Source organism: Pseudomonas sp. FW305-3-2-15-E-TSA4, from assembly GCF_058787295.1.
The window spans coordinates 1-16,753 of the sequence record NZ_JBYSZP010000034.1 but is presented as its reverse complement, the minus strand read 5'-3'; the positions used below and the strand labels follow the sequence as shown (position 1 = coordinate 16,753).

At 59.6% G+C, this 16,753-nt stretch carries 12 protein-coding genes; 4 read left to right on the top strand and 8 right to left on the bottom strand.

Annotated features, from left to right (window positions below; all coding sequences use genetic code 11):
• Positions 1–192: 192 nt before the first annotated feature.
• Complete coding sequence (locus AC3WMV_RS28140) at positions 193–1,155, bottom strand: zinc-binding dehydrogenase (RefSeq protein ID WP_103369824.1); 963 nt, start codon at positions 1,153–1,155, stop codon at positions 193–195.
• Positions 1,156–1,293: 138 nt separating this feature from the next.
• On the opposite strand from AC3WMV_RS28140, the gene AC3WMV_RS28135 reads away from it, so the two are divergent.
• Positions 1,294–3,378, top strand: coding sequence for a carboxy terminal-processing peptidase (locus AC3WMV_RS28135; protein ID WP_167734107.1), 2,085 nt, complete (start codon positions 1,294–1,296; stop codon positions 3,376–3,378).
• 133 nt (positions 3,379–3,511) lie between these two features.
• The gene (locus tag AC3WMV_RS28130; protein ID WP_103369823.1) at positions 3,512–5,302 is read left to right on the top strand and encodes a bifunctional diguanylate cyclase/phosphodiesterase; all 1,791 of its coding nucleotides are present in this window, start codon (positions 3,512–3,514) and stop codon (positions 5,300–5,302) included.
• Between the two features lie 66 nt (positions 5,303–5,368).
• Here the strand turns inward: AC3WMV_RS28130 and AC3WMV_RS28125 are convergent, their stop codons facing one another.
• From AC3WMV_RS28125 to bamJ, 7 genes are all read right to left on the bottom strand, one after another.
• A complete protein-coding gene (locus tag AC3WMV_RS28125) occupies positions 5,369–5,671 on the bottom strand; it encodes a contact-dependent growth inhibition system immunity protein (RefSeq protein ID WP_103369822.1) in 303 nt (100 codons plus the stop codon).
• On the bottom strand, positions 5,668–10,311 hold the full coding sequence (locus AC3WMV_RS28120; protein ID WP_207264487.1) for an RHS repeat protein: 4,644 nt from the start codon (positions 10,309–10,311) through the stop codon (positions 5,668–5,670). Before AC3WMV_RS28120 ends, AC3WMV_RS28125 begins: the two co-directional genes overlap by 4 nt.
• Positions 10,312–10,557: 246 nt before the next feature.
• On the bottom strand, positions 10,558–10,956 hold the full coding sequence (locus AC3WMV_RS28115; protein ID WP_103369771.1) for an SEL1-like repeat protein: 399 nt from the start codon (positions 10,954–10,956) through the stop codon (positions 10,558–10,560).
• Positions 10,957–11,328: a hypothetical protein gene (locus tag AC3WMV_RS28110; RefSeq protein WP_003223109.1), complete on the bottom strand. Its 372-nt coding sequence runs from the start codon at positions 11,326–11,328 to the stop codon at positions 10,957–10,959.
• Positions 11,325–11,666, bottom strand: a complete 342-nt coding sequence (locus AC3WMV_RS28105) for a helix-turn-helix domain-containing protein (RefSeq protein WP_027613366.1) — start codon at positions 11,664–11,666, stop codon at positions 11,325–11,327. The genes AC3WMV_RS28110 and AC3WMV_RS28105 overlap by 4 nt, the downstream gene beginning before the upstream one ends.
• 112 nt (positions 11,667–11,778) lie before the next feature.
• Positions 11,779–12,234, bottom strand: coding sequence for a YkvA family protein (locus AC3WMV_RS28100; RefSeq protein ID WP_047600220.1), 456 nt, complete (start codon positions 12,232–12,234; stop codon positions 11,779–11,781).
• 294 nt (positions 12,235–12,528) lie between these two features.
• On the bottom strand, positions 12,529–13,245 hold the full coding sequence (bamJ, locus tag AC3WMV_RS28095) for a BamJ family beta-barrel-assembly machinery protein (protein ID WP_007966725.1): 717 nt from the start codon (positions 13,243–13,245) through the stop codon (positions 12,529–12,531).
• A gap of 270 nt (positions 13,246–13,515) precedes the next feature.
• Here bamJ and AC3WMV_RS28090 point away from each other — a divergent pair, with 270 nt between their 5' ends.
• Together AC3WMV_RS28090 and AC3WMV_RS28085 are read left to right on the top strand one after the other, a co-directional pair.
• Entirely contained in the window at positions 13,516–15,324 is a 1,809-nt protein-coding gene (locus AC3WMV_RS28090) for a di-heme-cytochrome C peroxidase (protein WP_103369770.1), read from the top strand.
• Entirely contained in the window at positions 15,321–16,487 is a 1,167-nt protein-coding gene (locus AC3WMV_RS28085) for a catalase family protein (protein ID WP_103369769.1), read from the top strand. The genes AC3WMV_RS28090 and AC3WMV_RS28085 overlap by 4 nt, the downstream gene beginning before the upstream one ends.
• Positions 16,488–16,753: the final 266 nt, after the last annotated feature.

Below are 16,753 nucleotides of genomic sequence, written 5' to 3'. Positions count from 1 at the left end.
GCAGCTTTGCTCCCACTCGTGCTTCAAGCACCGCGGACTCACAGCTTGCCATCCACCCCTCTCACCCCAGAGTTTATCCCCTTACTCAGACACAAGCGGGCTTGCTCGCGAAGGCGGAGTGTCAGTCGATAAATTCTTGTCTGATTCACCGCCTTCGCGAGCAAGCCCGCTCCCACAGGTTTTTCGGTGTTTTCAGGTCAGGCTTTCGTCGACCACCAGCACCAGTTTGCCGGCAACTTTGTTGCTCGCCAGCTCGGCAAACGCCGCTTCGGCGTCTTTCACCGGGAAGGTTTTCGCCAATTGCGGACTCAACCGCCCTTCGGCAAACAGCGGCCACACATGCTGGCTCAAATCGCTGAACAGGTCGGCCTTGAACTGATCGTCGCGACTGCGCAACGTCGAACCGAGCAACTGCACGCGCTTGGCCAGTACCTGTGCCAGGTCCAGTTTCGCCTCACGTCCGCCCATCAGGCCGATCAGTACCCAGCGTCCGTCCAGCGCCGTCAGCTTGAGGTTCAGTGCCGCATAGTTGCCGCCGACCGGATCAAGGATCACGTCAAACGGCCCGAAGTCGCGCAGGCTCTCCAGATCATCGCTGCGCACCGCGCCGCCTTGGGCGCCGAGCGCCTCACAGTAGGCCAATCGCTCAGCCGACCCGACGCTGACCCAACAGGGATTGCCGAACGCCTTGCATAGCTGAATGGCGGCTGAACCAATTCCACTGGCCCCGGCGTGCAGGAGAACCTTCTCGCCGGGTTTCAGCGCCGCCAGTTGAAACACGTTGAGCCAGACCGTTGCATAAACCTCGGGTAATGCCGCGGCCTCGATCAACGAAACACCCTCGGGCAACGGCAGCACGTGCCGTCCATCGACCACCACCTCCTCGGCCATTCCGCCCCCGGCCAGCAAGGCGCAGACCCGGTCGCCGACCTGCCAGGACGAGCCGGCGCCGACTTCGCTGATCACCCCGGAACACTCCAGACCGAGCACCTGACTGGCGCCCGGCGGCGGTGGATAAAGCCCGGCTTTCTGTAATAAATCGGCGCGATTGAGGCCCGCAGCCGCCACGCGAATGCGCACTTGTCCTACATCACATGCCGGACTCGGCTCTTCAAGCCATGCCACTTGACCTTCAACGCCTTGCAATGCCTTCACAGTGCCTCCATAGTGAGTCTGGACTGAGCCCGAAGCTGTAGCGCCGGGCTTTTTGCATTATGCGACCGGCTCTCGTAGAACCGGCGACTTCAAAGACGGCCTAATATGCGTTATCAATTGTCCCCGCGTCGAATCAGCATGAAGCATTTGCTCCCCAGCACCGCCCTCGCTCTTTTCATCGGTATCGGCTTGTTGCCGGTGTCGGGCACTACATTCGCAGCCAACAGCTGGGACAAGTTGCAGCCGGATCGCGACGAAGTGATCGCCAGCCTCAACGTCGTCGAGTTGCTCAAGCGTCACCACTACAGCAAGCCGCCGCTCGACGATGCGCGCTCGGTGATCATCTACGACAGCTACATCAAGCTGCTGGACCCGTCGCGCAGCTACTTCATGGCCAGCGACATCGCCGAATTCGACAAGTGGAAGACCCAGTTCGACGACTTCCTCAAAAGCGGCGACCTCAACGCCGGGTTCACCATCTACAAGCGCTATCTGGACCGCGTCAAGGCGCGCCTGGACTTCGCCATTGCGGAGCTGAACAAGGGCGTCGACAAGATGGACTTCACTACCAAGGAAACCTTGCTGATTGATCGCAAGGACGCCCCTTGGCTCAAATCCACCGCTGAACTCGACGACCTGTGGCGCAAACGCGTCAAGGACGAAGTGCTGCGGCAGAAGATCGCCGGCAAGGATTCCAAGCAGATCCAGGAAACCCTGACCAAGCGCTACAAGAACCAGTTGGCGCGTCTGGACCAGACCCGCGCGGAAGATATCTTCCAGGCGTACATCAACACCTTCGCCATGTCCTACGACCCGCACACCAACTATCTGTCGCCGGATAACGCGGAGAACTTCGACATCAACATGAGCCTGTCCCTGGAGGGCATCGGCGCCGTGTTGCAGAGCGACAACGATCAGGTGAAAGTCGTGCGCCTGGTGCCGGCAGGCCCGGCCGACAAGACCAAGCAGGTTGCACCGGCCGACAAGATCATCGGCGTTGCCCAGGGCAACAAAGAGATGGTTGACGTGGTGGGCTGGCGCCTGGACGAAGTGGTCAAGCTGATCCGCGGCCCGAAAGGCACCGTGGTGCGCCTGGAAGTGATTCCGGCCAGCAATGCGCCGAACGACCAGACCAGCAAGATCGTGCCGATCACTCGCGAAGCGGTGAAGCTTGAAGACCAGGCGGTGAAAAAATCCGTGCTGAACCTGAAACAGGACGGCAAGGACTACAAGCTCGGCATCATCGAGATCCCGGCCTTCTACCTCGACTTCAAGGCGTTCCGTGCCGGTGATCCGGACTACAAGAGCACCACCCGTGACGTCAAGAAACTGCTGACCGAACTGCAGAAAGAGAAAGTCGACGGCGTGGTCATCGACCTGCGCAACAATGGCGGCGGTTCTCTGCAGGAAGCCACCGAGCTGACCAGCCTGTTCATCGACAAGGGCCCGACCGTACTCGTGCGTAACGCCGATGGCCGCGTCGATGTACTGGAAGATGAAAACCCGGGCGCGTTCTACAAAGGCCCGATGGCTCTGCTGGTCAACCGCCTGTCCGCCTCGGCTTCGGAGATCTTCGCCGGCGCCATGCAGGACTACCATCGCGCATTGATCATCGGTGGTCAGACCTTCGGCAAAGGCACCGTGCAGACCATTCAGCCGCTGAACCATGGCGAACTGAAACTGACCCTGGCCAAGTTCTACCGGGTTTCCGGGCAGAGCACGCAGCATCAGGGCGTACTGCCGGACATCGACTACCCGTCGATCATCGACACCAAGGAAATCGGCGAAAGCGCCCTGCCGGAAGCCATGCCGTGGGACACCATCAAGGCAGCGATCAAGCCGGCCTCCGATCCGTTCAAGCCGTACCTGGCGCAGCTCAAGTCCGAGCATGACGCACGCAGCGCCAAAGATGCCGAGTTCGTGTTCATCCGTGACAAACTGGCCCTGGCGCAGAAGTTGATGGAAGAGAAAACCGTCAGCCTCAATGAAGCAGACCGTCGTGCCCAGCACGCGGACATCGATGCCAAGCAACTGGCCATGGAAAACATTCGTCGCAAAGCCAAAGGCGAAGAACCGCTCAAAGAGCTGAAGAAAGAAGATGAAGACGCGCTGGCTGCGGCTGAGCCCGACAAGGTCAAACCAGAAGACGACGCCTACCTGAGCGAAACCGGGCGCGTGCTGCTGGATTACCTGAAGCTGAGCAATCAGGTGGCCAAGAAGTAAGATGATGGCAATTTAGTGGTGACGCTCCCCGGAGCGTCATCAAACAGTCATCATTCTGTCGTGAAATAAAGGACTGGGAGCGCCTCTTCAAGCAAGAGCGCTCCCAGTCCTTTTTTTATCGCCAGAGATTGCCATGACCACGACCGAACAGCTGAGTGCCTTGAGCTCGATCCTGACTCAAAGCGGTTTGCACAGCCTGTTCCAGCCGATCATCTGTCTCTCCGAGCGTCGCATTCTCGGCTACGAAGCCCTCACCCGCGGCCCGTCCAACAGCCCTCTGCATTCGCCTATCGCGCTGTTCGCGGTGGCGCGTCAAGCCGGCCGCTTGAGCGAACTGGAGATTGCCTGCCGCCAGTCTGCCTGCCGTCGTTTCAACGAGCAGCAACTGCCGGGCAAGCTGTTCCTCAACGTCTCGCCGGAATCCCTGCTCGAAGCCGCGCACCAACCGGGGCGGACCCTGCAACTGCTGCAGGACTTCGGTATTCCACCCAGCCAAGTAGTGATCGAACTCACCGAACAGACGCCGATCGACGATTTCCAGTTGCTGCAAACCGCGCTGCATCACTATCGGGCGATGGGCTTTTCGATTGCGCTGGATGACCTAGGTGCCGGTTATTCGAGCTTACGCCTGTGGTCGGAGCTGCGCCCGGATTACGTGAAGATCGACCGCCACTTCATCGACGGCATTCATCAGGATGCGTTGAAACGCGAGTTCGTCGGCTCGATCCTGCAAATCGCCAAGGCCTCGCGGGCGCAGGTGATTGCCGAGGGGATCGAGTTGCCGGAAGAACTGGCGGTGCTGACCGAGATGGGCGTCGATCTGGTGCAGGGTTACCTGCTCGCTCGCCCTCAGGAGCATCCACCCCGCGATGCCCGGGCCCTGATGCCAAAACACGACAGCAGCGCCGTGGCGTTGAACGACGAAGGCAGCGACCTCAGCGCCCTGCTCAACGAGCAACCGGCGGTGCATCGTGACACACCGACCGCCACGGTGCTGGAAGCCTTCCGCCGCCAGGCCAATCTGAACTCACTGGCGGTGCTCGACGAACAGGGCCAGCCGTGCGGCATCGTCCATCGCCATTCGTTGTCCGACGCCTTGCTCAAGCCGTTTGCCACCGACCTGTTCGCCCGCAAGCCAATCAGCCGCCTGATGAACGACGACTTCCTCGCCGTGGAAATGAGCCAGTCGCTGCAACAGGTCAGCCGCCTGATCACCAGCCGCGCCCGGCAGCGCATCGAAGAAGATTTCATCATCACCCTAAACGGCGGTTATCTGGGCCTTGGCCGGGTGATCGACGTGCTCAAACTGATCACCGAACTGAAAATCCAGCAGGCCCGCTACGCCAACCCGCTGACCCTGCTACCCGGCAACGTGCCGATCCAGCAATGCCTGACCCGCCTGCTGCAACAGGGCCGCGAATCGATCATCTGCTACGTCGACATCGACAGCTTCAAACCCTTCAACGACATCTACGGCTACGGCCGTGGCGACGAAGTCCTGCTGTGCCTCGCGCAATGCCTCAACGAACGCGTCGACCCGTCCCGCGACTTCGTCGGCCACATCGGCGGCGACGACTTCCTCCTCGTCCTCGGCCCGGAAGACTGGCGCAAACGCCTCAACCAACTGCTCGACGACTTCCAGAGCCAATGCCGACGCTTCTATCGCCCGGAACACCTGGAGGCCGGCTGCTTCATCGCGCCGAACCGCCAAGGCGTACGGCAGGAGTTTCCGCTGCTCTCGTTATCGATCGGCGTAGTCCACCTGCAACCCGAGGCCTGCGCAGAACTGGATGCCAGCCAACTCGCGGAAATGGCTTCGCAGGCGAAGCATCATGCGAAGAATGTTCCGGGGTATAGCGTGCATGTGATTGATAGTCTTGCTGCCGCCGCCCTTCAATTGCCGCAACTGATTGGCCAACGCTGATTCCACAGACGACATAACCACCAAATCTGAAAAAAACAACTCCAGTACTTACAAGAGCACTTCACTCTAATTTTTTCCATTTTGCAGCACAGCCAGCACGTAGCTTAACCACTCTTGACCGGAAGCCCACTTATTCCAATAGCAGTAATAGCAACTGAGATCTCTTAACAAGTAATCTCTTACTGCCAACTCATCTTTATTTTGACTCAGCAAAGACTGCAACTCTTCACAAACCAAAAGTATTATTTCCGGATCTGAAGCTTGTAAGAAGTCAGCAATAACCTTATCAGGGGTGTCGTACTCTATTAGCCAGTCTTGATGGAAGTAGGCCCCAAAAAAGTCGTGAAGCTCGGGGAATTCGTGATTCATAGCTCTGGAAATCCGGTCAGCAAAAAATATCCCAAAGGGAGTGTAGGGTCTTTTTTCAGAACTAGCAGGAGCTTTAGTGCCGCCTGAGGATGTGTGGCGCCATTGAGCAAGCTCACTCCCACTGGCTGGTTGAGATGATGGGTGATAGTTGTCTTTCCTTTTTTACTATTTAAAAAATCTTGCACCTTTTGCGCATTCACCCTCAAAGTCTCTGAAACAGCAGCCTCAGCTCCGGCGCGATCGGAAAATGTGGAGGCTGCTGGAATATGTGGCTCCGCCATTAATCTTTGGGCTAATTGCGCGTCAGTTCTACCAATATGTTTGATTATTAGGTGTCCGCCCTGAGCCTCATGCGTAGCCAAGCCCCCACCTGGCACTATCTCGCTATAAGGCCCATCAGCTTGTATTGCCCCCGGACACGGTGTGCAAGCCAACCCCAACGGATCCACCCACCCCGTCGGATTCGGCACATACCGATACTGATTCAACCCACCCGCCAACTTGATGGGATCCGGCGTCAAATACCGTCCCAACCTCGGGTCGTAATACCGATGCCGGTTGTAATGCAGGCCACTTTCCGCATCGAAATACTGCCCCTGAAAGCGCAGCGGCTGATCCAGGTAGTCCTCGCCGGCCAGGGTGATCGCCGCGACTTTGCCGTAGGCGTCGTATTGCGCCGACCAGACGATTTCGCCGCTGTAGTCGGTGAGTTCCTGCGGGGTGCCGAGGTGGTCGAGTTGGTAGTAGAACGGGCAGGCCTTTTTCGGGCCTTTGCCGTCGAGCAGCGCCAGCGGGCGGAAGGTGCCGGGTTCGTAGACGTAGCTGCGGTGGTCGCTCGGGCTGCTTTCGGCGACGAGGTGGTCGCCTTGCCAGAAGAACTCGGTGGTCTGGCCGTCGACGGTTTTGCGGATGCGTCGGCCGAAGGCGTCGTACTGGTAGGTCGCGGTTTGGCCGTCGGCGCGGGTCAGGCCGATCAGGCGGTGCTGGCAGTCGTAGCGGTATTCGGTGACGAGTTGCTGGTCGCGGCCACGGCGTTCGCGGATCAGGTTGCCGAAGGCGTCGTAGTCGTAATGGCGATCGCCCTGCATCAGCAGGCGGTTCCCCTTGATCCGGGTCGGCCCGGGACGATCCTGCATCAGCAGGTTGCCGGCCGGGTCGTGGGCGAAGGATTCCGGCAGTTCGTCGCGCGAGTGGCGCACGCGGATCAAGCGGTCGAGGGCGTCATAGCCATAGGTGCGCTGGCCGTGGCGGCTGTCGGCAATGTGCTCCAGATTGCCGTTGGCGCTGTAGGCATAATCCCGGCGATACAGCGAGTCGTGCTGATGGCCTACAGCATGGGCCAGCAAACGTCCCTGATCGTCGTAGGCATAATCGCTGAGCAGCAGGCCTTGTTGGCGTTGTTGCTCTCGACCGGACTGGTAAACGTGGCGGGTCAGCCGCGTGCCATTAAGATCGATCGCCGTCAGCGCACCGCCCTTGGCGTAGTGATAGTCGAGCTTGCTGTTGTCCGGCAGACGCTGGCGCTTGAGCTGGCCGCAGGCGTCGTAGACATAACGCAGGGTGCCCCAGCCCTGATGCTCGGTGATCAGCCGGTCCTGCCGGTCATATTCAAAGGCCAGCGGATGTTGCTGGCCGTCATCAACCCCGGTCAAACGGCCCAGGCGGTCGTAGGTGTAAGCCACCTCAACTCCGTCGGGCAGGGTTTTCAGCAGCAAGCGCCCGGCCGCATCACGCGCGTAAGTGGTGACCAGCGTCGAGCCGTCATCGCCGAACTCGGTCTTTTCCAGCAGGTACCCGTTGCGGTCGTAGGCGTAAGCGGTGCGCCGGCCGTCGAAGCCGGTTTCCTGTCGGATCAATCCGGTTGGCGTGTAGTCCAGCCGGTACTTTTCCCCGGATTCGTTCTCGATTTCCGTGAGCAACAACTGCGCATGGTCGTAGCGGTACTGCACCCGCGTGCCGTCGGGATTGATCTTGCGCGAGACGAGGTGCAGGTCGTCGTCATACTCGTAGCGGGTGATGTGCCCGAGTTCGTCGCGCTCGGCAGTGACTTGGCCGTAGGCGCCATAGCTGTAGGCACGGGTAGCGCCCGTAGGAAAGGTCGTCTGAATTAGTCGGCCAACAGCGTCCCACTGCTGGCGGGTGATCGCGCTGTGTTCGTCGCAAGTGGTCGTCCGTCGCCCCAGCGCGTCGTAGGAAAAGCGCCGCACACCACCGTCGCGCAGGGTTTCCTCGATCAGTTGCCCGAGGTCGTTCCACGACAACTTGTGCCGGCTGCTGTCCGGGTAGCGGATCGACAGCAACTGCCCGTGAACGTCGTAGTAGTAATGGGTGACCTGTCCGTCGGGATCGACCGCCTCGGTGACATCGCCCTCGGCGTTGCGCCGAAACGTCCACACCGCCTCGCCGCGAGAACGGCTGTGCAGGAAACCGTTGCGGTACTCGTAGGACGTTGGCTCATCGTCCGGCGGAAGCAGCGCGATCAGCCGTCCGACGTCGTCGTAGCGGTATTCGGTGACCGCGCCCAGCGGATCCTGCTCGGCGATCAGCCGGCCCTGATCGTCATAAGCCTTGAGGTGCTCACCGCCATCGGCCTCGACCTTGCGCACCAGCCGTGCGCTGTCATCGTGGACGTAGGTTTCTTCGCTGCCATCGACGTAGTGCACCGCGACACTGCCGTCATCGGCCCAGACGTAACGGGTGTCCATCTGCGCGAACGACGCCCAATGGCGCACGCAACGCGCCGACTTGCCCGAGCGTTCCCATTCCCAGAAGAAACTCGCGCCGCCGGTCAGTTGCCGCTGCAGGATGACGTGCTGATCGTCGTAGTCGTAACGCTCGCTGTCACCGACGGCGTTGGTCGCAGCCAACAAACGCTGACGCGCGTCGTAGCAATAACTGACCAGCGTTTGCTCGGTGCGCCAGCCATCAGCCTCAAGCACCTGGTAATCAACCGCCACCAGATGCGCCCGGTCATAACGCAACAGCAGCGACCGACCCGCGCCATTGTCCAGGCGGAAAACCCGCTGTTGATGATCGCGATGCACCGTCAGCCGATTGCCATACGCATCACTGACCGCCACCAGCCGCCCGGCACGAAAGTGATAAAACCGCGCCGCATCCCCCGCCAGCGCGAGGATCAGTTCCTCCGGTTCATCGCCGAGAAAAATCGCCGCCCGCGACAGGCTGTTGTGAATCTGCGACCGCTCCACACTGGGCAACGGAAACCGCGTGCGGCGATTTTCGTGATCGACCCAGATCACCGCCTCGCCATCGAACTCCAGCCGATGCGCCAGCGAATGACTCCAGCCAAACCCCAGCCCGACATCAACCTCCACCGCGCTGGTGCGGTACAACCGGGTGAACTCGAACGGCAGCAAACCATCGAGCGTGCCGTCGGTCAGGGTCAGCAGCTCTTCGCCGGTAACCATCGACACCGGACAGCCGTTGGTGCAGGTCAACGGGGCGCAGTCGGCGCTGTCGCCGTTGGGGTTTTTCGCTTGATCGGGAGCGTCGTCGTGATGCTCGTTTTTCTGCAGGGCGGCATTGCGTTTCGCATCCCAGCGCAGTTGCATGCGGCCCTTTTTCACTCCGGCGGCAATGCCCCGCGCTGCGACAGTTTTGTATTGGTCAACGTAATGAATGAACGTGTTGACGATGCCGAACATCGCCTTGACCAGGCGTTTCACAACCGAGAGCAACTGGGCGGCGCGATCCGCCAGGCGTAGCGTCAGATAAGCGATCCCGGCGCCAGCCCCGACGAATGTCAACACAACGCCGATCAGCACATCGATCAGCACCTGCACGATCATCATCGACACCGTTTCAGCGGTTTTGCCGGCGATCTGGCTGGGCGGCAGCATCTCCAGCCAGAGACTCGCCGCACGCAACAGCAAACACAGCGCCGCTTCATCACTGACCAGCAACTGCAGTTTCTGCATGACATCCGGAGCTGATTCTGCGAGATGAATCAGATCAGCCGCGCCGCTTCCCAGCCGCTCGGCAAATGCGCCTGGATCCTTGAGAATCTCCGACAGCATGCCGATGCTGTCCCATACCCCCTCGATCGCCGCCCAGCTCCCGGCGAGCATGCCGTTGCCCGCCGCCGTCGCCACCGACTGCGACCACTGCGGCTTGAAACCCTGCCACTCGCTGCGCAACCAGCCATCCAGCTCGCCGGTCAGCCCGGTATAAGCCTTGAACAGATCGTCGATCTGTTGCGGCGTGACCTCACTGCGGACCACTACCCGGTAGAACTGGCCCGCATCGCCCGTGAATGAACCTTTACCCTGCGCATCCAGCGTGACAGGGGTGATCTTTCCGTCACCCACCGCCACCACATCCACCACGATGTCGCCCAGCGGAATGTCGTACACCGACTCGAACTTGCTCTCGATCGTCAGCACCCCGCTTTTCGGGCACTGCACGACGCCGGAGGCAAACTCACTGTCTCCTGTGCTGACAGCGGTGATGCGATCACCGAAACGGATGATCCGCTCCATGCCCATCAGCGACGGCAAATCCGCCGCATGGCTGACCTGATCGGCCGCTCTGCTGAACCAATGTTCAAGCTGCTGGCGATAGAGGCTGAGGGTGTCGGGGAAGCTGTCGAGTTCCTGCTCGATTCGGCTGACGGCTTCCATCAGCGCACGCGACGATGCGGGGTGGAATGAAAAACCGGGTCAAACATGAGCGTTCCCTCGCGCAAAAATTAGGCGCGGGGACTTTGCGGGGGATCAATCAGGAAAGAAGTCAGGCGAGTAGGCGTTTGCTGTAGGACTAATCTGCAAAAGACCAATTACTACAAAACGTATGGCGATAAACGCAAACGTGGCGTGAGGTTTCCCTCACGCCACGTTTATCGAGCGATACAAAATGATTTACCGGGTTTAATCCCGAGCGCTCAACTCTTTGAGCTTGAGCTCGGCCAACGGGTGACCGGCCTTGGCGGCCAGCGTCCACCAGCGCGCCGCTTCTGCCGGGTCCGGCGCTTTGCTCGGAGTACCGGCCAAGCTGATCACGCCGACTTGATAAGCCGCTTTGCCATCGCCGCCGAGCGCCGCCAGACGCAACAGCCGCACACCCTCTTCACGGGCACCCAGGCCAACCCCGCGAAACGTCAGAATGTGCCCATAAAAGCTTTGCGCGCCGACATCGCCAAGATTGGCCATGCGCGCAAACTGCCCTTCGAGCCAGCGCCAGCCTCTGGGCTGGCGAACAAACCACGACCAGTGAAACAGCCTGCGGGCCAACCAGTAACTGGCCGACGCCTTGAGTCGTAAGAACACTCAGGCCTCCGCCGATTCCGGGTACTCGTATTCGAACACCCTGACCACTTCCGACGCATGCCAGGAGGCAGCAGCAACGCCATCAGAGGGCCCGGAAAATCGCCCCAGACGCTCGACACACTCAAAGAAACCGGTACGTGGCAAACGGCTGGCACCCTGGCTGATCACCAGCGAACTGCGCAACGGCTGTTCAGCCTTGGCGTCGAGTGCGGCCAGATGCTCAAGTGCCGCGGTCAGCGTCTGCATCGCCGGCGTCGGCAGTTGCAAACGTTCGAGCAAGGCTCGATAAGTCAACAGATGGCGCTGCCTGCGCGCCTGATCCAGCTCCCCGAGCAATCCGTCCCAATGTTGACGACTGATGCGTACGCTCACGATTCATCCCTCCAACCCGGCACCGTCAGTTCCCAGGCCAGGCTGCGACGAATCGCGGCGTCAGGTTGACGCTCGCCGCTTTCGATCATGGCCAGATAAGACGGGCTGATGCCTACCGTGCGGGCCAGCGCCTCGATGGCGATGCCCTTCCCTTCGCGCAAACTGCGTAGTTGATCCAGACCTGGAAGAATCGGGTCCGGCGTTGCGGCGGCCGGCGCTGGCGCCTGCTGCTGCGGTGTTTCGTTGATGCCTGCTGCTTTCAGTAGAGCCTGATACTGAACCCATGGCAGAACCGCATATTCGGGTTCGCCATCGCGTGCAATTATCTGAATATCCATGACTACCCCGTAGGACAACAACACTTAGCGAGTCGGCACTTTTCCCTAGAAGTGTAATCCTAACAGCGGCCAAGGTCGCGGGGGGTATCTATCTGTCTGCAGGCGGGGTGAATCAGGGCTTTTTCGGGCCCTGAAGCTGAAGTTGCTCGGGGGTATCAGGCAGGCGCTCGACCACCGCGAGTTTTTCCGGCTGCTGGCGGTTGCGCCAGAGCCGAAAAGCATTGAGCTCATCGTCGAGGGTTTTCATCAGCCAGGCCAGAACGGCGATGTCATCGAGCATACCGAACACCGGAATGAAATCCGGAATCGCATCCACCGGGCTGAGGAAATACATCAGGCCCGCCACCACCGACACCAGAGCTTTCGGACTGATGGCCCGATACTCGCCGCGCCAGTAGGACAGGCAAAGTGCCTGGAGCAAACGCAGATCATCCTTGAGTTTGCCAAGGCGATTGCCTTGCGCGGCCCCTTTGCTCGCCACCGCGAATAACAGGGTCGGCAGACGCCCACGCGCCAGCAATCGACCGGCGAGGGGCAGAAATCGGGCGAAATTCCACGGCGCTTTCATCTATTTCTCCCGTTGAAATGTTATCCACACAAATTGTGGATAACCTTGTGAACAGAGCTGCATTTCAGCGCTGAAAGCCCCGTTTCATAAGGGCTGCGCTCAGATCGGGCGTTTTTTACTCACATAAAAAACCCCAATATTTCATTGACTTGGCGGCTCAGGGCGTCTAGCGCTGGCAGCCTCAATCTCTAGGACTGCTGTAAGCGCCATCCGTTCGCTCTGTTTACCGCCAGCATCGTCCAGATGCAACAACGCCCCGCATATGCGAGGCGTTGTCTTCGAAGCTACAGCCGATTACTTGGCGGCGGCGTCTTCTTTGGCAGGATCCTTGATGGCCAGCAGTTCCAGGTCGAAGACCAGAACCGAGTTGGCCGGGATTGCCGGGCTTGGCGATTGCGCGCCGTAAGCCAGATCGCTAGGGATGTACAGTTTGTACTTCTCGCCAACGTGCATCAGTTGCAGACCTTCAACCCAACCCGGGATCACGCCGCTGACCGGCAGATCAATCGGGCTGCCACGTTCAACAGAGCTGTCGAACACGGTGCCGTTGGTCAGCTTGCCGGTGTAGTGAACAGTCACGACGTCGGTAGGCTTAGGCTGTGGGCCGTCGGCTTTCTTGACCACTTCGTACTGCAGACCGGAAGCGGTGGTGGTGACACCAGGCTTCTTGCCGTTTTCTTCGAGGAATTTCTTGCCAGCGGCTGCCGACTCTTCGCTCATCTTGGCCATACGCTCTTCAGCACGCTTTTGCAGCGCGGCAAAGGCTTCGACCAGTTCTTCGTCTTTCAGCTTCTGTTCTTTCTTGCCGACGGCATCTTCGATGCCCTGGGCTACCGCTTTGGAGTCCAGATCATCCATGCCTTCCTGAGCAAGGCTCTTGCCCATGTTCAGGCCGATACCGTAGGAAGCTTTTTGCGCCGGGGTTTTCAGCTCTACGCTGGTCTGCGAATCACAACCCGCGAGGACCAGGCTAACCAGGGCTACCGCCGCCGCCAACCGATGCTGTTTCATGCTATTTCCTTGTTCATGCGCCGAAAGGGCAATCGAGTAAAGCCGCGAGCTTATCAGGCCGCCACGACCAATGGCTACCGGCATGAGAGCAGGAAATGTCCGATAAGTTCAGGGATTAAAACGCATTCGGGCCAAGGGACGGTGAAGCTTCTGTCATCTGAAGCTGACAAGGGCTGATGAGACTTCCTACGACAGTTGGCGTAATGGCCACTTGCCGCACCTGCAACAGCTGAGGCATAACAAGGCAACAACTCGACAAGGATGTTTATCTTGCGCCTCTTATACCGTGTGCTGGCACTGATCATTGTGCTGCTGGGCCTGGCTCTGGCAGTGATTCTGTACTTCGTCGCCAACCCGAAACTTCCATTCTATATCCCGGCCCAACAGGTGCATTACCTGCAGCAGTGGAGCGAGGAGGAACGCCAGACCTACTACTTCACGCCGCAAGGCACACAGGTCAAAGGCCTGCGCTATGAATGGTTCGAGGCGCTGGAACTGCCCTTCTCGCAGCAGCGTTTCGCGTCCCCGGAATACCTCGCACGCTTCGGTTTTCTGGTTGATCCACAGCAGAAAGCCACGTCGAAAAACCCCGGCAATCTGCCGGTCGGCTTTGCCCGCCACGCGAATCCCGGTGGCAGCGAGCAATATCTCGATATCACCTGCGCTGCTTGCCACACTGGTGAATTGCGCTTCAAAGGCCAGGCCGTGCGAATTGACGGTGGTTCGGCGCAGCATGTCTTGCCTTCCAGCGTTCCTACATTGCGCGGTGGCAGTTTCGGACAAGCCTTGGTCGCGAGTCTGGCCTCGACTTACTACAACCCATGGAAATTCGAACGCTTCGCCAGAAATGTTCTGGGCGATGATTACGAGGCGCGCCGCGAACAACTGCGCAAAGACTTCAAGCAATCGCTGAACACCTTCCTCAAAGTCGCCTGGAACGACACGCATCGCGGCCTCTACCCTACCGAAGAAGGCCCGGGCCGCACCGACGCATTCGGCCGTATCGCCAACGCCACCTTCGGCGACGCGATCTCCCCCACCAACTACCGCGTGGCCAATGCACCGGTGGACTACCCGCAACTGTGGGACATGTGGACGTTCGACTGGGTGCAGTGGAACGGCTCGGCACAGCAACCGATGGCGCGCAATATCGGGGAGGCACTGGGTGTCGGCGCCACGTTGAATTTCTTCGACAGCAATGGCCAGCCGCTGCAGGGCGATACCCGTTACGCCTCCAGTGTCCGCGTGCGTGATCTGCACAAAATCGAAGAAACCCTGCAACACCTGCAACCACCCGCCTGGCCGGAAGATGTCTTGGGTGCGGTGGACAAACCACTGGCTGCCAAGGGCCGCGCGCTGTTTGCCGAGAACTGCGCCGGTTGCCACGTGCCACGCGAGACTCAGGAGGGCGAACGCTGGGTGCAGCATTTGCACATGCTGCCGGTGGAGGTGATCGGCACCGATCCGAATGCAGCGACCAACATTGCCAACCACCGTTTCGACCTGACGCCGCTGCAATGGGATCTGAAGGAGCTTGAGCAGATGGATGTGAAGCTGCATCCAACGCCCAAAGAGCCATTGGATCTGAGCCAGCTATCGGTGGCCAAGGGCCTGGCTTACGTCACCGCATTCGTCGAAAACCGCGCTTATCGCGAGGCTGGTGTCACCCCTCAGGAAAAGCCAAAACTTGATGGCTTCGGTCTGCCGATCGGCGTGCGCGAAAAGGTCGCCTACAAGGCCAGGCCGTTGGCCGGTATCTGGGCCACCGCGCCGTTTCTGCACAACGGTTCAGTACCGAGCCTTTATCAACTGCTGTCACCGCAGGATGAGCGTGCCACGACGTTTTATAAAGGTTCGTTCGAATACGACCCGCGCCATCTGGGGTATCGCACCGAAGCCTTTACTAATGGCTTTCTGTTCGACACGCGGATTAGCGGCAACCACAACAGCGGTCATGAATTCCGCGCCGGCGAGCGTGGTAATGGGGTCATCGGCCGACTGCTGCAACCAGAAGAACGCTGGGCCTTGCTGGAGTACCTGAAAGTACTGGGCGGACCGTTGGAGGCGCAATTGCCATGATGATCAACCCGTACAAAAGACCGTCGATGTTCGCCCGCGTCTGGTTATGGCTGGGGCGCCTGCTAGGCAAAACCCTGCTGACATTGCTGATTATCGGCCTGCTGGGCTGGGCCATCGCGAGCGCATGGTTCGTCTGGCAACACAGAGGCCCGGTATCGGCGCAGGAACAGATTCCCGCTGGTGAAGCGGCGATGACCCAGGATGTGATCCAGACCGCCGTACGCATCGTCGATCAACATCGCGAAAGCACGCGTTATCTGCGCGACGCGCATGCCAAGGCCCATGGTTGCGTGAAAGCCGAAGTGACGGTGTTGCCGGAACTGGCACCAGCGCTGCGCCAAGGGGTGTTCAGCGAACCGGGCAAAACCTGGCAGGCGATGATTCGCCTGTCCAATGGCAACGCCTACCCGCAGTTCGACAGCATCCGCGATGCCCGGGGCATGGCAATCAAACTGCTCGATGTGCCCGGCAAACCATTGCTGGGCGACCGTCAGCAGCGCCACGAGCAAGACTTCGTGATGTTCAGCCACCCGAACTTCTTTGTCAGCGATGTCGCCGAGTATCGTCAGAATGTGGCGGCTCAGGCTGACGGCAAAAAGATCATGGCGTTCTTTCCTGGCTGGGATCCGCGCAACTGGCAGATCCGCCACCTGTTCATCGCCTTGGCGACCCTGGCGCCGCCACCGAACAGCCCGACGGCGACCACGTACTTTTCGGTATCGCCCTACAAATTCGGGGAGGCCAATGCGAAGTTTCGGGTCGCGCCGGATCCGGACAATTGCCCGGCGTATGCCCTGCCCCCGCAAAACCACGACCTGCCGAATTTCCTGCGCAGCGCCTTGAATCAGCAACTGTCGACGGATCGGGTGCCAGCGTGTTTTGTGTTGCAGATTCAGCGTCAGGACGCGAACAAGTACATGCCGATCGAGGACACCAGCATCGAATGGCGCGAACAGGATTCACCGTTCGAAAGTGTGGCGCGAATCACTCTGCCTGCGCAGGACTTCGACACACCGGCGTTGAATCTAGAATGCGACAACCTGTCGTTCAACCCGTGGTTTGGTATCGAAGCGCACCGACCGATTGGCGGGATCAACCGCTTGCGCAAAGCGGTGTATGAGGCGGTGAGCGATTATCGGCATAGCCGCAATGCTGAACAGTGAGAATTCCTCTGTAGGAGCTGTCGAGTGAAACGAGGCTGCGATCTTTTGATCTCTAAAAGCAAGATCAAAAGATCGCAGCGTGCCGCAGCTCCTACAGAGGAGATCGAGTGATTTCACAAATCGCAGACAGCAAAAAGCCCGCACTAGGCGGGCTTTCTGTGGTGACCTGGCGTTCAGCGGGTCCAGGTGACCGAATATGGCGCAGCGGACGGGACTCGAACCCGCGACCCCCGGCGTGACAGGCCGGTATTCTAACCGACTGAACT

Excerpts from the sequence above, each read along its gene's own strand:
- AC3WMV_RS28085 (WP_103369769.1), top strand. The coding sequence starts at position 15,321 with ATGATGATCAACCCGTACAAAAGACCGTCGATGTTCGCCCGCGTCTGG.
- AC3WMV_RS28130 (WP_103369823.1), top strand. The coding sequence starts at position 3,512 with ATGACCACGACCGAACAGCTGAGTGCCTTGAGCTCGATCCTGACTCAA.
- AC3WMV_RS28135 (WP_167734107.1), top strand. The coding sequence starts at position 1,294 with ATGAAGCATTTGCTCCCCAGCACCGCCCTCGCTCTTTTCATCGGTATC.
- AC3WMV_RS28120 (WP_207264487.1), bottom strand. The coding sequence starts at position 10,311 with ATGGAAGCCGTCAGCCGAATCGAGCAGGAACTCGACAGCTTCCCCGAC.
- AC3WMV_RS28100 (WP_047600220.1), bottom strand. The coding sequence starts at position 12,234 with ATGAAAGCGCCGTGGAATTTCGCCCGATTTCTGCCCCTCGCCGGTCGA.
- AC3WMV_RS28125 (WP_103369822.1), bottom strand. The coding sequence starts at position 5,671 with ATGAATCACGAATTCCCCGAGCTTCACGACTTTTTTGGGGCCTACTTC.
- AC3WMV_RS28105 (WP_027613366.1), bottom strand. The coding sequence starts at position 11,666 with ATGGATATTCAGATAATTGCACGCGATGGCGAACCCGAATATGCGGTT.
- bamJ (WP_007966725.1), bottom strand. The coding sequence starts at position 13,245 with ATGAAACAGCATCGGTTGGCGGCGGCGGTAGCCCTGGTTAGCCTGGTC.